This is a genomic window from Pseudomonas sp. URMO17WK12:I11, assembly GCF_007677725.1.
Lineage (GTDB): Bacteria > Pseudomonadota > Gammaproteobacteria > Pseudomonadales > Pseudomonadaceae > Aquipseudomonas.
This window is the reverse complement of the sequence record NZ_VEDF01000008.1, coordinates 238921-258394: the sequence shown is the minus strand read 5'-3', so window position 1 is coordinate 258394 and position 19474 is coordinate 238921. Positions and strand designations below refer to the sequence as shown.

16 protein-coding genes and 2 tRNA genes are annotated in these 19474 nt (G+C 61.2%); 2 read left to right on the top strand and 16 right to left on the bottom strand.

The window, feature by feature from the left end:
* Nucleotides 1-73: 73 nt before the first annotated feature.
* Nucleotides 74-3010 carry a DUF748 domain-containing protein gene (locus FS665_RS17005; protein WP_145190781.1) on the top strand — a complete coding sequence of 979 codons (2937 nt, stop codon included), beginning with the start codon at nucleotides 74-76 and terminating at the stop codon, nucleotides 3008-3010.
* Nucleotides 3011-3095: 85 nt separating this feature from the next.
* Here FS665_RS17005 and FS665_RS17000 read toward each other — a convergent pair whose 3' ends face one another.
* The 16 genes from FS665_RS17000 to rlmE form a co-directional block, all read right to left on the bottom strand.
* The gene (locus tag FS665_RS17000; RefSeq protein WP_145190778.1) at nucleotides 3096-3446 is read right to left on the bottom strand and encodes a BON domain-containing protein; all 351 of its coding nucleotides are present in this window, start codon (nucleotides 3444-3446) and stop codon (nucleotides 3096-3098) included.
* A gap of 268 nt (nucleotides 3447-3714) precedes the next feature.
* Nucleotides 3715-5820 carry a polyribonucleotide nucleotidyltransferase gene (gene pnp, locus FS665_RS16995; protein WP_145190775.1) on the bottom strand — a complete coding sequence of 702 codons (2106 nt, stop codon included), beginning with the start codon at nucleotides 5818-5820 and terminating at the stop codon, nucleotides 3715-3717.
* 250 nt (nucleotides 5821-6070) lie between these two features.
* Nucleotides 6071-6340, bottom strand: a complete 270-nt coding sequence (gene rpsO / locus FS665_RS16985) for a 30S ribosomal protein S15 (protein ID WP_016391796.1) — start codon at nucleotides 6338-6340, stop codon at nucleotides 6071-6073.
* Between the two features lie 147 nt (nucleotides 6341-6487).
* Nucleotides 6488-7405, bottom strand: coding sequence for a tRNA pseudouridine(55) synthase TruB (gene truB / locus FS665_RS16980; RefSeq protein WP_145190772.1), 918 nt, complete (start codon nucleotides 7403-7405; stop codon nucleotides 6488-6490).
* Between the two features lie 3 nt (nucleotides 7406-7408).
* A complete protein-coding gene (rbfA, locus tag FS665_RS16975) occupies nucleotides 7409-7804 on the bottom strand; it encodes a 30S ribosome-binding factor RbfA (protein ID WP_145190769.1) in 396 nt (131 codons plus the stop codon).
* Nucleotides 7805-7920: 116 nt separating this feature from the next.
* The gene (gene infB / locus FS665_RS16970) at nucleotides 7921-10446 is read right to left on the bottom strand and encodes a translation initiation factor IF-2 (RefSeq protein ID WP_145190767.1); all 2526 of its coding nucleotides are present in this window, start codon (nucleotides 10444-10446) and stop codon (nucleotides 7921-7923) included.
* A 27-nt stretch (nucleotides 10447-10473) separates the two neighbouring features.
* Nucleotides 10474-11955, bottom strand: coding sequence for a transcription termination factor NusA (gene nusA, locus FS665_RS16965; RefSeq protein ID WP_145190764.1), 1482 nt, complete (start codon nucleotides 11953-11955; stop codon nucleotides 10474-10476).
* 59 nt (nucleotides 11956-12014) lie between these two features.
* The gene (gene rimP, locus FS665_RS16960; RefSeq protein WP_033696040.1) at nucleotides 12015-12473 is read right to left on the bottom strand and encodes a ribosome maturation factor RimP; all 459 of its coding nucleotides are present in this window, start codon (nucleotides 12471-12473) and stop codon (nucleotides 12015-12017) included.
* A 130-nt stretch (nucleotides 12474-12603) separates the two neighbouring features.
* Nucleotides 12604-12680 (bottom strand) — tRNA-Met (locus FS665_RS16955).
* Between the two features lie 100 nt (nucleotides 12681-12780).
* A tRNA-Leu gene (locus tag FS665_RS16950) sits at nucleotides 12781-12866 on the bottom strand.
* Between the two features lie 21 nt (nucleotides 12867-12887).
* Nucleotides 12888-13283 (bottom strand): preprotein translocase subunit SecG, encoded by a 396-nt coding sequence (gene secG / locus FS665_RS16945; RefSeq protein WP_145190761.1) that lies wholly within the window; start codon nucleotides 13281-13283, stop codon nucleotides 12888-12890.
* A 4-nt stretch (nucleotides 13284-13287) separates the two neighbouring features.
* Nucleotides 13288-14043 carry a triose-phosphate isomerase gene (tpiA, locus tag FS665_RS16940; protein WP_145190758.1) on the bottom strand — a complete coding sequence of 252 codons (756 nt, stop codon included), beginning with the start codon at nucleotides 14041-14043 and terminating at the stop codon, nucleotides 13288-13290.
* A gap of 66 nt (nucleotides 14044-14109) precedes the next feature.
* Nucleotides 14110-15450, bottom strand: coding sequence for a phosphoglucosamine mutase (gene glmM, locus FS665_RS16935; protein ID WP_145190755.1), 1341 nt, complete (start codon nucleotides 15448-15450; stop codon nucleotides 14110-14112).
* Between the two features lie 16 nt (nucleotides 15451-15466).
* Nucleotides 15467-16318: a dihydropteroate synthase gene (folP, locus tag FS665_RS16930; RefSeq protein WP_145190752.1), complete on the bottom strand. Its 852-nt coding sequence runs from the start codon at nucleotides 16316-16318 to the stop codon at nucleotides 15467-15469.
* Nucleotides 16319-16326: 8 nt separating this feature from the next.
* Entirely contained in the window at nucleotides 16327-18231 is a 1905-nt protein-coding gene (gene ftsH / locus FS665_RS16925) for an ATP-dependent zinc metalloprotease FtsH (protein WP_145190749.1), read from the bottom strand.
* A gap of 201 nt (nucleotides 18232-18432) precedes the next feature.
* On the bottom strand, nucleotides 18433-19059 hold the full coding sequence (gene rlmE / locus FS665_RS16920; RefSeq protein ID WP_145190746.1) for a 23S rRNA (uridine(2552)-2'-O)-methyltransferase RlmE: 627 nt from the start codon (nucleotides 19057-19059) through the stop codon (nucleotides 18433-18435).
* 102 nt (nucleotides 19060-19161) lie between these two features.
* Here rlmE and yhbY point away from each other — a divergent pair, with 102 nt between their 5' ends.
* Entirely contained in the window at nucleotides 19162-19470 is a 309-nt protein-coding gene (gene yhbY / locus FS665_RS16915) for a ribosome assembly RNA-binding protein YhbY (protein WP_145190743.1), read from the top strand.
* The last annotated feature ends 4 nt before the right edge of the window (nucleotides 19471-19474 follow it).

The window sequence follows — 19474 nt, the reverse complement described above, 5'->3', positions numbered from 1 at the left end:
AGTGCCCAGCGCAGCGGAACCGATTTAACCTGCCATACTCCAACCACCCCTGCTCCGACAGACGAAGCGACACATGTACAAAGGATTGACCCGCGCCCTGGGCGCCTTGTTGACTCTGGTAGCCCTCTACAGCCTGTTGGGCTTTCTCATCGTTCCGGGTATCGCCCTGCGTGTCGCCAACCAGCAACTGGCGCAGTACGCCAGCCTGCCTGCGCACTTGCAGCGTATCGAGTTCAACCCGTTCAGCCTCGAGCTGACCCTGTGGGGCCTGCAGGTCGGTGAGCCCGGCAAGGAACAGCTTGGCTTTGAACGCCTCTACGCCAACCTGGCGCTCGACAGCCTGTGGAGCGGCGCTCTGCACCTGCAGGCCGTCGAGCTGGAAAAACCACGCACCGAGGTACTGTTCGCCAAGGACGGCAAGCTCAACCTGAGCCAGCTGTTCAAGCTGCCGCCCAGCCAGGCCAAAGCCGACGAGCCCGCCAGCGACCCATTCCCGCTACGCATTGGCAGCATCAAGCTGGCCGGCGGCTACCTGCGCTTCGCAGACCTGCGCCCGAGTGAGCCGATCGAGTTCCTTTACGATGACATGAATCTGGAGCTCAAGAACCTCAGCACGCTGCCCGACGACAACGCCGACATGACCCTGGTCGCCTTGAGCCCGAACGGTGGCCGAGTCGACTGGAGCGGTACGCTGAGCCTGACGCCGATCGCCTCGCAAGGCACCTTGAAGATCACCGACGCCAAGATGAAGCTGTTCTGGCCCTACGTGCGCGACGCCGTGCCGCTGGTGCTCGAAGACGGGCTGATCAACCTCGATACCCACTACAGCCTGAATCTGTCGAAACAGACCGAGCTGCGCCTCGAACAGGCCTCGGTGAAGGTCGCACCGTTCGCCATCAAGGCGCCTGACGGGCGGCAATTGGCGCGCCTGGCCAGTTTGCAGGTCAGCGACACCACGCTCGACCTCGCCAGGCAACAGGTCACCGTCGGCAAGGTACGCAGCGAAAAACTGGAAACCTGGGCGGCCTTGGAAGCCGACGGCCAGCTCGACTGGCAGAAGCTGTTCGCCAGCCAGCCGAGCAAAGCCAGCGCCAAGGAGAAAGCCGCGCCGGCCACCGCCGCGCCGAGCGCCGAAGAACAGGCAGCTAGCCAGCCAAGCAAGCCATGGCAGGTGTTGCTCAAGGATGTGCAACTGCGCAACTACCAGGTCCACCTCGCCGACCGCAGCCAGCAAGAGCCGGTGGCGCTGGACATCGGCCCGCTGAATGTCGACATGCAAGGCTACGACAGCCTCAACAAGTCGCCCTTCACCGTCAAGCTCGACACCGGCGTCGGACGCCAGGGCACGCTGCAGGCAGCCGGGCAAGTCAACCTGGCGCCGGTGACCGCCCAGCTCGCTGTCAGCACACGCGACGTCGACCTGCGGATTGCCCAGGCCTACCTCAGCCCATACATTCGCCTTGAACTGCGCAGCGGCATGCTCGCCAGCGACCTGCAGGTCAACCTGAGCAATACCAGCCCGCTCGCCTTCACCGTAGCCGGCAAGGCCCAGGTCAATCAGCTGCACACGCTGGACACCATCAAGGGCCGCGATTTCGTCAAATGGCAGCAGGTCAGCCTCGACGGTCTGTCTTATGTACACGGCGATGCCCTGTCGATCGACAAGGTGACGTTGCTGCAGCCCTACGCCCGCTTCATCATCAACGAGGACCGCAGCACCAGCGTCGACGACTTGCTGATTGCGCAAGCGCCCGAAGCGCCGGCCAGCAGCCCTGCTCAATCGCGCACCGCTGCCGCGAGCAAGCCATTGGGCATTCGCATCGGCCAGATTGCCATCAATGACGGCTCGGCCAATTTCGCCGACCTGACCCTGACGCCGAACTTCGCCACCGCCGTACAGCAGCTCAACGGCCAGATCGGCACCATCGACAATCGCCAGGCAGCGCCGGCCAAGGTCGATGTCAAAGGCAAGGTCGACCGTTACGCGCCGGTAACCATCAAAGGCGCGCTCAATCCGTTCAACCCCCTGGCCAGCCTGGATATCGCCACCAGTTTCAAGCGCGTCGAGCTCACCACCCTGACGCCCTACTCGGGCAAGTTCGCCGGTTATCGCATTCGCAAGGGCCGGCTCAACCTCGACCTGCACTACCTGATCAGCAACGGCCAACTCAAGGCCGAAAACAAAGTGGTGATCGAGCAGCTGCAGTTGGGCGAGAAGGTCGACAGCCCCGATGCGGTGGACCTGCCGGTGCGCCTGGCAGTCGCCCTGCTCAAGGACACGCAAGGCAAGATTTCCATCGAGCTGCCGGTAAGCGGCGACCTCAACAACCCGCAGTTCAGCGTCATGCCGATCGTTTGGCAAACCCTGCGCAACCTGGTGCTGCGCGCCGCTCAGGCACCGTTCAAGTTCATCGGTGGCCTGATTGCCGGGGGTGGTTCGCAAGACCTCGGCACGGTAGCGTTCGCGCCCGGCTCCAGCGACCTCAGTGCCGAGGCGCAGGCGGCCCTGGACAAGCTTGGCGCAGCGCTCAAGGAGCGCCCGCAATTGCGCCTGGAGATCGAAGGGACCAGCGCACAGAGCAGTGACGGCCCGCTGATCGCCGAGCAACGGCTTGAACGCGAGTATCAGGCGATCTGGTACAAGATCCTGCAGCGTCGCGGTGACAAGGTGCCGGCCAATGCTTCACTGCTGGTCGTCGATGACAGCGACAAGCCGGCGATGCTCGAAGGCATCTACCGCACTCGCCTCAAGCAGCAACCGCCCGCTGAGTGGGAACAACTGGACCGCGATGCACGCACCACGCGCTTGCGCGAGGCCGTGCTCAAGTCCTGGGCTGAAAGCACCGCGCTGCTGCGCACGCTCGGCCAGGATCGGGCCAGCAGCATCAAGGACTATCTGGTCGACAAGGGCAAGCTGGAAGACGACCGGGTGTACTTCATCGACACCCATCTGGGCCAGGCCGAGCCTGATGGTCGGGTGATCACCCCGATGCATCTGGATGCTGAGTAAGCAGCGACTTAAATAGAAAAACCCCGGCGATTGCCGGGGTTCTTCGATGCAAGTAGCCAAATCCGTTTGGCCGACGGGACAATCCTTATTCGGCTTTCAGGCCGTCAGCCATTACGCTCTTGACGCCTTTGATGTTCTTGGTGATGCGCACAGCTTCAGTTTTTTGCGACTCGGTGACTTTTACGTCAGAAGACAGCGACACAACGCCGTGGCTGGTTTCTACTTTGATGTCGCTGCCTGGAACGCCTTTTTCAGTCATCAGGTCAGCTTTCACCTTGGTGGTGATCCAGGTGTCAGAACCTTCCTGCTTGGCGTTGTCCACGGTGTTGGCGGCCAGCATCACTGGAGCTTGGGTAGCTTCAGCGGCGAAAGCGCCGTTAGCCATGGTCAGGGTCAGAGCGGTAGCAGTAGCGGCAGCAATGGCGAACATCTTCATTTGGGTCACTCCTGTTTATTCGAAAGGTCTGCGCCGGATGCCCTGGCGTCAGATACAAGAGATATTGCAGGTGCTGTGCCAGCTTTTCCGCTTCGCTTGTTTCCTTTTAAATCAATGACTTACGCATATCAAGACGATGGCGTCATCGTGCATTTTGCAATTGGCAGCTGAAACCTGCATGCAAGATGCAAGTCCGCAAAAGGTTCCGATGCAGGCATAAAAAAAGGGCTCCCGCAGGAGCCCTTCTTTACTGTCGCAGTTCGGTCGCTTACACGCCCGAGGCCTTGGCGGCAGCTACGTCCTTGATCGACAGTTTGATACGACCGCGGTTGTCCACGTCCAGTACCAGCACTTCGACTTCCTGACCTTCTTTGAGCACGTCGGTGACTTTCTCGACACGCGCGTCGCTCAGCATCGAGATGTGCACCAGGCCGTCCTTGCCAGGCAGGATGTTGACGAAGGCGCCGAAGTCGACAATACGCTCGACCTTGCCCACGTAGATCTTGCCGATCTCGGCTTCGGCGGTGATGCCCAGGATGCGCTGCTTGGCAGCTTCAGCGGCGTCCTTGGTTTCGCCGAAGATCTTGATCGAGCCGTCGTCTTCGATGTCGATCGACGCCTTGGTTTCTTCGCAGATGGCGCGGATGGTGGCGCCGCCCTTGCCGATGACGTCACGGATCTTGTCGGTGTCGATCTTCATCGCGATCATGGTCGGTGCGTTGGCCGACAGCTCGGTACGCGACTGGCCGATGATCTGGTTCATCTGCCCGAGGATGTTCAGGCGCGCTTCCAGGGCCTGGCCCAGGGCGATTTCCATGATCTCTTCGGTGATGCCGTTGATCTTGATGTCCATCTGCAGCGCGGTCACACCCTTGGCGGTACCGGCAACCTTGAAGTCCATGTCGCCCAGGTGGTCTTCGTCACCGAGGATGTCGGTCAGAACGGCGAACTTCTCACCTTCCTTGACCAGGCCCATGGCGATACCGGCGACCGGTGCCTTCATCGGCACACCGGCGTCCATCAGTGCCAGCGAGGCGCCGCAGACCGAAGCCATCGAGCTCGAACCGTTGGATTCGGTGATCTCCGACACCACGCGAATGGTGTACGGGAACACATCGGCCGCTGGCAGCATGGCCTGTACCGAACGACGGGCCAGACGGCCGTGGCCGATCTCGCGGCGACCGGCGCCACCCATGCGACCACATTCGCCGACCGAGAACGGTGGGAAGTTGTAGTGCAGCATGAACGGGTCTTTCTTCTCGCCTTCGAGGGTGTCGAGCAGTTGGGCGTCACGTGCAGTACCCAGGGTCGCAACGACCAGGGCCTGGGTTTCGCCGCGGGTGAACAAGGCCGAACCGTGGGTCTTGGGCAGAACGCCGACTTCGATGCTCAGCGGACGCACGGTTTTGGTGTCACGACCGTCGATACGTGGCTTGCCGTTGACGATGTTTTCGCGAACGGTGCGGTATTCGATTTCGCCGAAGATCTCTTTGACCTCGGCAGCCGAAGGCTGGCCTTCTTCGCCGGAGAACTTGGCGATGGCCTGGTCGCGCAGCTCGCCAAGACGGGCGTAGCGGTCAGCCTTGACGGTGATGGTGTAGCCCTGCGAAACGGCTTCGCCGAACTCGGCGCGAATGGCGTTGAGCAGTTCGGTGTTGGCAACGGCAGGCTTCCAGTCCCACGTCGGCTTGCCCGCTTCGGCGGCCAGCTCTTTGACGGCCTGGATGACGGCTTGGAATTCGTCGTGGGCGAACAATACGGCGCCCAGCATCTGGTCTTCGGTCAGCTCTTGCGCTTCGGATTCAACCATCAGCACGGCGTCGGAAGTACCGGCGACGACCATGTCCAGGCTCGAGGCAGCCAGTTGCTCGTAGGTCGGGTTCAGCAGGTAGCCGGTGCTTTCGTGGAAGGCCACGCGGGCGGCGCCGATCGGGCCTTCGAACGGGATGCCGGAGATCGCCAGGGCAGCCGAGGTACCGATCATCGCCGCGATGTCCGGGTCGGTCTTCTTGCTGGTGGAGACCACGGTGCAGACGACCTGCACTTCGTTCATGAAGCCTTCTGGGAACAGCGGGCGGATCGGACGATCGATCAGGCGCGAGGTCAGCGTCTCTTTCTCGGAAGGACGGCCTTCACGCTTGAAGAAGCCACCCGGGATCTTGCCGGCAGCGTAGGTTTTTTCCTGGTAGTGGACCGACAGCGGGAAGAAGCCCTTGCCTGGATCTGCCTGCTTGGCACCCACTACGGTCACCAGCACGGTGACGTCGTTGTCGACGGTAACCAGCACGGCGCCGGTTGCCTGGCGGGCGATGCGGCCCGTTTCGAGGGTAACGGTCGATTGACCGAACTGGAACTTCTTGATTACCGGGTTCACGGTTTCCTACCTTTTTCAGTGGCTCTTGGGGGAACTGGTTTCTTGCGAATTCTTGGGCAGAACGGGGAATCGGCCCCATTGACCGTCCAGATACAACACGAGGTTGGGAGCCTGGCTGCCGAGCGGTAAACCGCTCAGCGAATCCAGGCTGCCAACCTCGTAGATACGCGTGGCGTGTCCGACGACGATGCTGCGAAGCAGCATAGCCGAAGCTTGCGACACGCCATGCACACCACTGACCAGGCCGCTATTAGCGACGCAGGCCCAGGCGACCGATCAGGGCGCTGTAACGAGTGGTGTCTTTACCCTTCAGGTAATCCAGCAGCTTACGACGCTGGTTGACCATACGGATCAGACCACGACGGGAGTGGTGGTCTTTATCGTTGGCCTTGAAGTGGCCTTGCAGCTTGTTGATGTTGGCGGTCAGCAGAGCAACCTGCACTTCCGGGCTACCGGTATCGCCGGCGGCTTGCTGGTAATCGGCAACGATCTGAGCTTTTTCTTCAACGCTGAGGGCCATGAGGCTTCTCCTGATAAACGAACCCTTTGACAGGTCCAATAGGCCAGGGACAAATCCCTGTATTAATAAAATGAGCTGTGACCGTGCCTACTGACAGCCACCCTCGGTTCCACCGGCTCGAGCCGAAGCCCTCGCCCGTGGTTTCGGTCATTCCGACCGAATCAGTCGACGCGGCGCAATGCGCCCGTCTTCGCTCACTTCACCGATACCGATGAAGCGTGCATTGTGATCCTGTACGCGGACCATGCCGAACTGCGGTGCATCCGGTGCACGCACTGCCTGGCCGTGCAGCCAGTAGAACGCGCTGTGCTCGGACAGGCACACCAGTGGCCAGTCCTGCAAACCGCTGTCCGCGGGCATGAGGAAGCGATCGAGCGCTTCGTTACCACCGTCGGCGTGGGCCTGTTCGAGTTCCTCGAGGGTCACCGTCTGGGCCAGGACGAAAGGCCCAGCCTGGGTACGGCGCAACTCGGCGACGTAGGCACCGCAGCCCAGGGCTTCGCCGATATCCTCCACCAGGGTGCGGATATAGGTGCCTTTGCTGCAGCCGACCGACAGTCGCGCACGGGTGCCTTCGCACTCGAGCAACTCTAACCGGCCAATAGTAACAGAACGCGCCTCGCGCTCCACTACCTCTCCTGCACGCGCCAGCTTGTACAGCGGCTGGCCATCACGCTTGAGTGCCGAGTACATCGGCGGCACCTGCTGGATTTGACCGCGAAAACGCGGAATGACCGCCTCGATATCGGCGCGACCAACGGTCACCTCGCGCGTCTGCAGCACTTCGCCTTCGGCGTCCGCGGTGGTGGTGGTCTGGCCCAGCTGCATGACCGTCTCGTAACCCTTGTCGGAGTCGAGCAGGTACTGGGAAAACTTGGTCGCCTCACCGAAACACAGCGGCAGGACGCCGGTGGCCAGGGGGTCGAGGCTACCGGTGTGGCCGGCCTTCTCGGCATTGAGCAACCAGCGGACTTTCTGCAGCGCCGCATTGGAAGTGAACCCCAGCGGCTTGTCGAGCAGGATGATGCCGCTGACATTGCGGCGGATACGTTTGACCTGGGCCACCGCTTACTCCTCGGTGTCCGGCTTGGAATCCTGGTGCAGACGGTCTTCGGCGACCGCGCGCTCGATCAGTGCCGACAGGTGGGCACCACGGCTGACGCTCTCGTCGAAGTGGAAGTGCAGTTGCGGCACGCTGCGCAATTGCATCGAGCGCCCCAGGTGCAAGCGCAGGAAGCTGGCGGCACTGTTGAGCGCCTTGAGCGACTGCTGCACGGCGTCCGGGGTTTCCTCGCCCATGACGGTGATGAACACCTTGGCATGGCCCAGGTCACGGCTGACATCGACCGCGGTGATGGTCACCAGGCCGACGCGCGGGTCTTTGACTTCACGGCGGATCAGTTCCGACAGCTCACGCTGCATCTGATCGCCGATGCGTTGGGTACGGCTGTATTCTTTGGCCATTCTTGCTACCTGTAACTTAAAGCGGCAAACGCCCGGTCAGGCTGAGGCCTGACCGGGCGCTACCTACCGAGGCGCAGCCCACCGCCCTGCGGCGGGGGCTGGCGCCCTGCTCACCCTTAGAGGGTACGAGCAACCTGGACTTTCTCGAAGACTTCGATCTTGTCGCCGACCTTGACGTCGTTGTAGCTCTTGACGCCAATACCGCACTCCATGCCGGCACGGACTTCGGCAGCGTCGTCCTTGAAGCGACGCAGCGACTCCAGCTCGCCTTCGAAGATCACCACGTCGTCGCGCAGTACGCGGATCGGACGGTTGCGGTGCACGGTACCTTCGATGACCATACAGCCAGCGATGGCGCCGAACTTCGGCGAACGGAACACGTCACGCACTTCGGCGACGCCCAGGATGTTCTCGCGAACATCGCTGCCGAGCATGCCGGTCAGGGCTTTCTTGACGTCTTCGATGATGTCGTAGATCACGTTGTAGTAACGCATATCCAGACCTTCCTGCTCGACGATCTTGCGCGCACCGGCATCGGCACGCACGTTGAAGCCGAACAGCACCGCGTTCGAAGCCAGCGCCAGGTTGGCGTCGCTTTCGGTGATACCACCGACGCCGCCACCGATCACGCGGACCTGAACTTCGTCGTTGCCCAGACCGCCCAGCGAACCCTGCAGTGCTTCCAGGGAACCACGCACGTCGGTCTTGAGGACGATGTTGAGGGTCTTCTTCTCTTCCTGACCCATGGTCTCGAAGATGTTTTCCAGCTTGCCGGCGTGAGCACGGGCCAGCTTGACCTCGCGGTACTTGCCTTGACGGAACATGGCAACTTCGCGGGCTTTCTTCTCGTCGGCAACCACCGACAGCTCGTCACCGGCTTCCGGCGTGCCATCCAGACCGAGGATCTCGACCGGGATCGACGGGCCAGCTTCCTTCACCGGCTTGCCGTTCTCGTCGAGCATGGCGCGCACGCGGCCATAGTTGGAGCCGCACAGCACCATGTCGCCCTGACGCAGGGTACCGTCCTGAACCAGGATGGTCGCCACTGGGCCACGGCCCTTGTCCAGGCGCGATTCGACGACCACGCCACGACCTGGAGCGGTCGGAGTGGCGGTCAGCTCGAGGATCTCGGCCTGCAGCAGCACCGCTTCGAGCAGCTCGTCGACACCGGTACCCATCTTCGCCGAAACCTTGACGAATGGCGTGTCGCCACCCCAGTCCTCGGAGGTCACACCTTCGACGGCCAGTTCGTTACGGATGCGATCGAGGTCGGCACCCGGCTTGTCGATCTTGTTCACCGCGACCACCAGCGGCACGCCAGCTGCCTTGGCATGCTGGACCGCTTCGCGGGTTTGCGGCATCACGCCGTCGTCCGCCGCCACCACCAGGATGACGATGTCGGTCGCCTTGGCACCACGGGCACGCATCTGGGTAAACGCAGCGTGGCCAGGGGTGTCGAGGAAGGTGACCATGCCGCGGTCGGTTTCCACGTGGTAGGCACCGATGTGCTGGGTGATACCACCGGCTTCGCCAGCGGCAACCTTGGCGCGACGGATGTAGTCGAGCAGCGAGGTCTTGCCATGGTCAACGTGACCCATGACGGTAACCACCGGCGCGCGCGACTCGGTCTGACCTTCGAACTTCAGCGATTCGGCCAGGGAGTCTTCCAGGGCGCTGTCGCTGATCAAGGTGACCTTGTGGCCCAGCTCTTCGGCGATCAGCTGCGCGGTTTCCTGGTCGAGCACCTGGTTGATGGTGACCGGAGTGCCCATCTTGAACATGAACTTGACCACTTCGGCGCCCTTGACGGACATCTGCTGGGCCAGTTCCGAGACGGTGATGGTCTCGCCGATGGTCACGTCACGGATGACGGGGCCGGTCGGGTTCTGGAAGCCGTGCTGGTTACGCTTCTTCAGCTTGCTCTTGCCACCACGACCACGACGATTGCCATCGCTCTCTTCGTCGGTGGTACGCGGAGCGGCACGTGGGGTCGGTGCCTTTTCTTTCTCTTTGACCTTGACCTTGATCGACACACGAGGGGCTTCGCCACGACGACGGTCGTCATCACGGGTGCGGCTTTCGTTGCGACGGGTCTCGTCTTTCTTGCGCTCGGCAGCGCGGGCTGCGGCGTCTTCGGACGCCGGGGCGTCGGCAACTACCGGAGCCTGGGCAGCGGCAGGTGCCGGTGCCGGCTTGGCGGCAGGCGCAGGGGCCGCTGGAGCCTCGGCAGCCTGACGGCGCGCTTGCTCTTCGTTGCGCTGGCGAACTTCGGCCTCGACCTTGTCGCGGGCAGCGTTTTCAGCCGCACGGCGCTCTTCCAGCTCACGCTTCTGCTCAGCCTGGATTTCTTCAGGGCTGCGCTGCACGAAGACTTTCTTCTTGCGTACTTCTACGCTGATGCTTTTGCTACCGGCGACACGCAGGGTGCTGGTGGTCTTGCGCTGCAAGGTAATCTTGCGCGGCTCTTCCGCCTTGCTCTTGTGGCTGCTCTTCAAATGAGTCAGCAGGGTCTGCTTCTCATTGTCGGTCACTACCTGACCGGCGTCGGTGTGCGGCAGACCTGCCTCACGCATCTGCTGCAGCAGGCGCTCTACCGGTGCCTCGACCTCTTGGGCCAGTTCTTTCACCGTGACTTGCGTCATGCACTTCTCTCCTCAGGCCGCGCCTAATTACTCGAACCAGTGGGCTCGGGCGGCCATGATCAACTTGCCGGCACGCTCTTCGTCGATGCCGTCGATGTCGAGCAGGTCGTCAATCGACTGCTCGGCCAGGTCTTCGCGGTTAACCACGCCGCGCACCGCCAGTTCCGCCGCCAGGTCCTTGTCCATGCCCTCGAGGGAGAGCAGGTCTTCGGCCGGATGGGCGTCTGCCAGTTTTTCTTCGGTAGCGATGGCCTTGGTCAACAAACGGTCCTTGGCACGAGCGCGCAGCTCATTGACGATTTCTTCGTCAAAGCCATCGATGTTGAGCATTTCTTCCAACGGTACGTAGGCAATTTCTTCGAGGCTGGTGAAGCCTTCGTCGACCAGCACTTGGGCCAGCTCCTCGTCGACTTCCAGTTCCTCGATGAAGTTACGCAGGATATCGCCGGTTTCAGCCTGTTGCTTGGCCTGGATGTCCTTCTCGGTCATCACGTTCAGGGTCCAGCCGGTCAACTGACTGGCCAGGCGAACGTTCTGGCCACCACGGCCAATGGCTTGCGCCAGGTTGTCTTCGCCAACTGCGATGTCCATGGCATGGGCATCTTCATCAACGATGATCGCCGCGACTTCGGCCGGCGACATGGCATTGATGACGAATTGCGCCGGGTTCTCGTCCCACAGGACGATATCCACACGCTCACCGCCCAACTCGCCGGAGACAGCTTGCACGCGCGAACCGCGCATGCCGATGCAGGCACCTTGCGGGTCGATGCGCTTGTCTTTGGAGCGGACGGCGATCTTGGCACGCGAACCCGGATCACGGGAGGCGGCCATGACTTCGATGAGGCCTTCGGCGATTTCCGGCACTTCGATGCGGAACAGTTCGATCAGCATCTGCGGCGCGGTGCGCGACAGGATCAGCTGAGGACCGCGGTTCTCGGTGCGGATTTCCTTGAGCAGCGCACGCAGGCGCACGCCAACACGGAAAGTCTCGCGTGGGATGATGTCTTCGCGAGCCAGCAAGGCCTCGGCGTTGTTGCCCAGGTCAACGATGACGTTGTCGCGGGTAACTTTCTTGACGGTACCAGAGATGATCTCGTTGACCCGTTCGCGGTAGGCGTCGACCACCTGGGCGCGCTCGGCTTCACGGACCTTCTGCACGATGACCTGCTTGGCAGTCTGCGCGGCGATACGACCGAATTCGATGGACTCGATCTTTTCCTCGATCACGTCGCCAATCTTGGCTTCGGGATGAGTGTCCTTGATCTTGTCCAGCCAGGTTTCGATCGCCGGGTCGTCCAGGTCGTTTTCGTCGACCACGGTCCAGCGACGGAACGTCTCGTAGCTACCGGTGTGGCGGTTGATTTCCACACGCAGGTCGACTTCGTCTTCAAAACGTTTTTTGGTTGCAGTAGCCAGGGCCACTTCCAGCGCTTCGAAAATGACGCCGGGCGGTACACCTTTTTCGTTGGATACCGATTCAACAACCAGCAGTACTTCTTTGCTCATCGTACGCCTCGCCTTGCGCAAGCCATTGGGCCCGGATCGTCCGCCGGGCCCGGCACGTCTCAGTCAAAACTGGGAATAATATTGGCCTTGTCGATCGAGTCGATCGGCAGCAGGAACTCTTGGTTGTCCACCTGGACCACCACATCCTGATCCTCCACACCGCGGAGGAGACCCTGGAAGTTACGACGACCCTCGAAGGGTGAACGCAGCTTGATCTTCACTTGTTCGCCGGCATGCGAGGCAAACTGTTCCAGCGTGAACAGCGGGCGATCCATGCCTGGAGAGGAAACCTCAAGGGTATATTCGCTGCTGATCGGATCTTCCACATCGAGGATCGCGCTGGCCTGTCGGCTGACCGCTTCGCAGTCGTCCACCAGGATGCCGTCTTCCTTGTCGATATAGATGCGCAGTACCGAATGCTTACCCTGGGAAACGTATTCGATCCCCCAGCATTGATAGCCCAGACCCTCGACCACCGGGGCCAACAAGGCCTGCAACTGTTCTAGCTTGCTCGACACCTGAACCCCCTCGTGCATGCTGTGCAAATAAAAAATGGGCGAAGCGCCCATCCCTGAAAGCGCCGTAGGACAACGACGCCGTAAATTGTTCGGCTAGCAAAAAGCCCCTGAAAAGGGGCTCCGCTGAAGCTGGTTGCGGGGGCTGGATTTGAACCAACGACCTTCGGGTTATGAGCCCGACGAGCTACCAAGCTGCTCCACCCCGCGACAAAGCTGGGGCGAAAGTATAAGACCTAACCCGCTTGAGGGTCAAACCCAAACCTTCACCTGCAAGAAAGCCCGCTAAAGCGGGCTCTCAAGCTTCAATTGGTACCGAGAAGGGGACTCGAACCCCTACACCCTATGGGCACAACCACCTCAAGGTTGCGTGTCTACCAATTCCACCACCTCGGCAATACTACTACTTGAAACCCGTTACTTCTGCTCTTCGGCGGGAGGAGGTACATCACCGGTTGGGGTGGTTTCGCTCTTCTGCTCTTGGAGCACCGGTACATCATCATTAACTGCCGGCTTCTTCTGCTCTTGCACTTCAAGCACTGCTGGATCTGGAAGACCCGCTTGGCTCAGCTGGTGAGCTTGTTGCTTCGCGAAGTATCCTAACCCAAGTGCTGTCAAAAAGAAAGTGGCAGCGAGTATTGCAGTTAATTTACTTAGGAACGTTGCAGAACCTTGACTCCCGAACACAGTGTTAGAAGCACCTGCGCCGAAAGATGCACCTGCTTCCGCACCTTTACCCTGTTGCAGCAGAACCAGCACTACAAGCGACAGCGCTGCCAACAGATGAAAAACAACGATAACTGTTTCCAGCATTTGTTCAGTTTCCTGCGGCGCGACAAATTGCACCGAATTCGTCTGCGTTCAGGGACGCTCCACCAATGAGCCCCCCATCGATATCCGGCATGCCGAACAGTTCGGCCGCATTGGCCGCCTTCACGCTGCCGCCGTAGAGAAGCTGCACGTTAGCGGCAACTTCGGCGTCTTCGGCCGCCAACTGGGCCCGGATGGCAGCATGCACATCCTGAGCTTGTTGTGGCGAAGCCGTCAAACCTGTGCCAATGGCCCATACCGGCTCATAGGCGATAACTGCATTGGCAAAAGCCTTAACACCGAACGCGTCGATGATACTGCTTAGTTGACGCCCTACAACTTCGAGCGTCTTGCCTGCCTCACGCTCCTCGAGGGTTTCCCCTACGCAGAGCACCGGCATTAAACCACTAAGTTGAGCGGCTGCAAACTTGTCTTTCAACACTTCTTCGCTTTCGCCAATGATCTGGCGGCGCTCGGAATGGCCAATCAACACCAACTTGCAACCCGCTTCAACCAACTGACTCGGTGCAACTTCACCTGTCAGCGCGCCCTGCTCGGGCTTTACTGCGGAATTCTGTGCGCCAACGGTGATTCCTTTGCCGGCCAAGCCATCGACAACCTGATGGATGAACAACGACGGTGGAAACACCGCGACTTCGACACCGTTCGGCACGGACAAATTGCCCAGGCCCAGGATCAGCTCAGCGACGCTGGCGCGGGTACCGTGCATCTTCCAGTTACCAGCTACCATGGGGCGACGCATGCTTTACCTCGTCGGTCAAAGTGGGCGCAGATCTTACCCAACCCGATCTGCGCTGGCAAGCCTCTTTCAGGCACAAACTTCCGTTACCAGCTTGGCCAGAGCCTCCGCGTGGCCGCGAACCTGGGTTTCATCGTCGCCTTCGACCATGACCCGCACCAGCGGCTCGGTACCGGACTTGCGCAACAGCACCCGCCCGCGACCAGCCATGGCTTCGGTGGCCTTGGCGCTGGCTTCCTTGACCGCAGGATGTTCCAGCGGATCGACCTGGCTGGCGCCGAAGCGCACATTGATCAACACCTGCGGGCACTTGCGCAAGGCCTGACGCGCCTGCGCCAGGGTTTCCCCGCGGCGCTTGAGCGCCATCAGCACCTGCAGCGCCGCGATGATCGCATCCCCCGTGGTGGTGTGGTTGCAGCACACCACGTGACCCGAATTTTCGCCACCAAGCAGCCAATTGCGTTCGAGCAGCTCGGCCATCACGTAGCGGTCACCGACCTTGGCCCGCACGAACGGCACGTCCAGATCCTTGAGCGCCAGCTCCAGGCCCAGGTTGCTCATCAGGGTACCGACAACCCCACCCTGCAGCTTGCCGCGTTCCTGCAAGTCTCGGGCGATGACGTACAACAGTTCGTCACCATCGACGATGGCCCCGGTGTGATCGACCATCAACACCCGGTCGCCATCGCCATCGAAGGCAATGCCCAGGTCAGCATGGCCGACCAACACTGCGGCCTGCAGTGATTCGATATGGGTCGAGCCACAACCTTCGTTGATGTTCAGTCCGTCCGGCTGCGCATGCAGCACCGTGACATCGGCACCCAACTCGCGGAACACGCTGGGCGCGACCTTGTAGGTGGCGCCGTGGGCGCAGTCGACCACCAGCTTGAGGCCGTCGAAACTGGTGCTGCTGGGCACGCTGCTCTTGCAGAACTCGATGTAACGGCCGGCGGCGTCGTTGATGCGCGAGACCTTGCCCAGCTTGCCGGACTCGACCACGGTCATCGGCTGGTCGAGCAGCTCTTCGATCATCAGCTCGACCTCGTCGGGCAACTTGGTGCCTTGGCCGGAGAAGAACTTGATGCCGTTATCGTCATGGGGGTTGTGCGAGGCGCTGATGACGATGCCGGCTTCGGCGTGGAACGTACGCGTCAGGTAGGCGATCGCCGGAGTCGGCATCGGCCCGAGCAGCATGACGTCGGCACCAGCAGCGGACAAGCCGGCTTCGAGTGCGGACTCGAACATGTAGCCGGAAATACGCGTGTCCTTGCCCACCAGCACGCGGCAATGCCCCTGCTTGCGGAAGGCCATGCCGGCCGCCCAACCCAGTTTCAACATGAAATCCGGGGTGATCGGGTATTCGCCGACGCGGCCACGAATGCCGTCGGTACCAAAGTATTTTCTGCTCATAGGGACTCCAATGTTTTTATTCGGCGTGCTGTACCGCGGCAATCATGCGCACCACGTCGACGGTCTCGGCCACATCATGGACGCGCAGGATACTGGCCCCCTTGGTCATGGCCAGAGCCGCCAGCGCGAGGCTGCCGTACAGTCGCTCACCGACCGGACGATCCAGCGTCAGGCCGATCATGCTCTTGCGCGAAACACCCACCAGCAGCGGGCGCTGCAAACGATAGAGCGCTTCCATGTGTTTGAACAGGCTCAGGTTATGCGCCAGCGTCTTGGCGAAACCGAAACCTGGATCAAGGATGACTCGTTCGCCAGGAATGCCTGCGGCCGCGCAGGCGGCCATGCGCTGTTCAAGATAGCGCGTTACTTCGGCGCTGACATCGTCGTAATGCGGGTCGTCCTGCATGGTGCCGGGCTCGCCGCGCATGTGCATCAGGCACACCGGCAGGCCGGTGTCGGCGGCCGCATCCAGGGCGCCATCGCGCTCCAGGGCACGCACGTCGTTGATCAGACCGGCGCCAAGGCGGGCCGCTTCCCGCATCACGGCTGGAGTCGAGGTATCGACTGAAATGACCACGTCCAGGCGCTGGTTGATCGCCTCGACCATCGGCGCCACGCGCTCGAGCTCTTCGGTCACCGAGACCGCGCGCGCACCCGGCCGGGTCGACTCGCCGCCAATGTCGATCAAGCTGGCACCTGCCGCGACCATCGCCTCGGCATGGCGCAAGGCCTGATCCATGTGGCTGAAGCGACCGCCATCGGAGAAGGAATCGGGCGTGACGTTGAGGATGCCCATGACGTGCGTCCGGGACAAATCAAGAACCCGGTTGCCGCAAGGCAACCGGGTCGGGTACAGCTGTGAGCTCATAACTGCCCTTAGTGTTGAGCCGCAGGGCCGCCGATCGGCGATTCCGGGCGATCGCCCTGGGTCGCGGAATTGCCCGACGCCGAGTCGTCATCCCAGTCGCGTGGCTCGCGTGGCGTGCGACCGGCCATGATGTCGTCGATCTGCTCGGCGTCGATGGTCTCGTACTTCATCAAGGCATCAGCCATGGCATCGAGCTTGTCGCGGTTGTCGGTGAGCAGCTGCTTGGCCGTGGCATAGCACTGGTCGATGATGCTGCGCACTTCGGAGTCGATCAGCTTGGCCGTCTCGCCAGAAACGCTGGCGTGCTGGCTGCCGGCGCTGCGACCGAGGAACACTTCGCCCTCTTCTTCAGCGTACATCAGCGGGCCGAGCTTCTCGGACAGGCCCCACTTGGTCACCATGTTCCGCGCGATCTGGCTGGCACGCATGATGTCGTTGGAGGCACCGGTGGTGACGCCGTCGAAGCCCAAGGTCATCTCTTCAGCGATACGACCACCGTACAGCGAGCAGATCTGGCTGATCAATGCGCGCTTGGACAGGCTGTAGCGGTCTTCCTCGGGCAGGAACATGGTCACGCCCAAGGCACGACCACGCGGGATGATCGAGACCTTGTAGACCGGGTCATGCTCCGGCACCAGACGGCCGACGATGGCGTGACCGGCTTCGTGGTAGGCGGTGTTCTGCTTTTCTTTCTCGGACATGACCATGGTCTTGCGCTCGGCGCCCATCATGATCTTGTCCTTGGCCAGTTCGAACTCTTTCATTTCGACCAGGCGCTTGTTCGAGCGTGCAGCGAACAGCGAAGCCTCGTTGACCAGGTTGGCCAGGTCGGCGCCAGAGAAGCCAGGGGTACCACGGGCGATGACTGCAGCGTTGACATTGTCACCCACGGGTACCTTGCGCATGTGGACCTTGAGGATCTGCTCACGGCCACGGATATCCGGCAGACCGACCACCACCTGACGGTCGAAGCGACCAGGACGCAGCAGCGCCGGGTCGAGCACGTCCGGACGGTTGGTGGCGGCGATCACGATGATGCCGTCGTTCATTTCGAAGCCGTCCATCTCGACCAGCAACTGGTTGAGGGTCTGCTCGCGCTCGTCATGACCGCCGCCCATGCCGGCGCCACGGTGACGACCCACCGCGTCGATCTCGTCGATGAAGATGATGCACGGGGCGTGCTTCTTGGCCTGCTCGAACATGTCGCGAACACGGCTGGCACCGACACCGACGAACATCTCGACGAAGTCGGAACCGGAGATGGTGAAGAACGGCACTTTAGCTTCACCGGCGATGGCCTTGGCCAGCAAGGTCTTACCGGTACCCGGTGGGCCGACCATCAGCACGCCGCGCGGGATGCGCCCACCCAGGCGCTGGAACTTGCCCGGATCGCGCAGGAACTCGACCAGCTCGCCGACCTCTTCCTTGGCCTCGTCGCAACCGGCGACGTCAGCCAGGGTGGTCTTGACCTGATCTTCGGACAGCAAGCGAGCCTTGCTCTTGCCGAAGCTCATCGGCCCGCCCTTGCCCCCTGCGCCACCCTGCATCTGGCGCATGAAGAACATGAAGACGGCGATGATCACCAGGATCGGGAAGCTCGCCACCAGCAATTGCGTCCAGATGCTCTGCTGCTCTGGCTGCTTGCCTTCGACGGTAACGTGGTTGTCGACCAGGTCGCCGATCAGGCCGTTGTCGGTAATGGCCGGGCGCACGGTCTTGAAGCTGTCGCCGTCGGCGCGCTTGCCGGTGATGATGTAGCCGTCGACGGTCACGCGCTCGACCTTGCCATCCTTGACCTGCTGGATGAAGTCGGAATAGTTGAGGGTCTGCGGCTCGTTAGGGCTGGAGAAGTTGTTCATCACCGTCACCAGGACAGCTGCGATGATCAACCAGAGGATCAGATTCTTTGCCATGTCGTTCAATTCGCTACCCTCTGAGGCCGGCGCACGACGCAGCCGTGCCTCGCATGATATTCATCGCCCTAACTTACTACATTACCTACGCATCCGCAGGCACCGTCTGTAACCCTTTGTGAAAGCTAGACTACACGAAGTTCGGACAATCCAGACGGGGCGGCCGATTGGAAATAACTATCGGTTACCCCGCATAACGCCTCATGCCCCTTTGAAACCCTTGCCCAGCAGGTACTGTTCGCGGGAACGGTCGCGCGACGACGACGGCTTGCGCATCTGCACCTTGTCGAACTTGCTGCGCACGTCCTTGAGGTACATGTCGAAACCTTCGCCCTGGAAAATCTTGATCAGGAAATCGCCGCCTGGTCGTAGCACGCGCGTCGCCAGATCCAGGGCCAGCTCGCAAAGGAACATGGCTCGCGGCATGTCGACCGCAGGCGTACCACTCATATTGGGGGCCATGTCGGAAATCACAAGGTCTACGTGCGAATCGCCGACCGCCTGCAGGATCTGCTGCAGCACTTCATCCTGGGTGAAGTCACCCTGGATGAAGGTCACGTCGGGGATCGAGTCCATCTCCAGGATGTCCGAGGCGATCAAGCGCCCCTGACCGCCAATCAGACGACTGGTCACCTGCGACCAGCCGCCAGGCGCGGCGCCGAGGTCGATGACGCTCATGCCGGGACGGATCAGGCGGTCCTTTTCCTGGATCTCAAGCAGTTTGTAGCTGGCACGCGAACGGTAGCCGTCCTTCTGTGCCTGCTTCACGAAAGGGTCGTTGAAATGCTCGCGCAGCCAGTTTGCGCTGCTTTTGGAACGTTGTACCACGGGGCACCTCGATGATATGCGTCGTGTATGACTGGGCGGAGCCACAGGCCCTCGGGTAAAATGCCCGTCAATTTTACAGAATCAGACGAAAAGGGTCAGATTATGCCGCTCAATAACGAGCAGAAGAAACAGTACAAATCCATTGGTCATGACCTGAAGCCGGTTCTGATCGTTGCCGGCAACGGCTTGAACGAAGGCGTGATCGCCGAGCTTGAGCGTGCGCTGGTCGATCACGAACTGATCAAGGTCGAAATTCGCTCGGAAGATCGCGAAGAGCGCGCGACGGTCATCGCCGAGCTGTGCAAGGCCGGGCGTGCCGAGCTGGTGCAGACCATCGGCAAGAAGGCGCTGATCTACCGCAAGAACCCGCAGCCGAACAAGCAGCTGTCGAACATCCACCGCTACAAGTAACGGC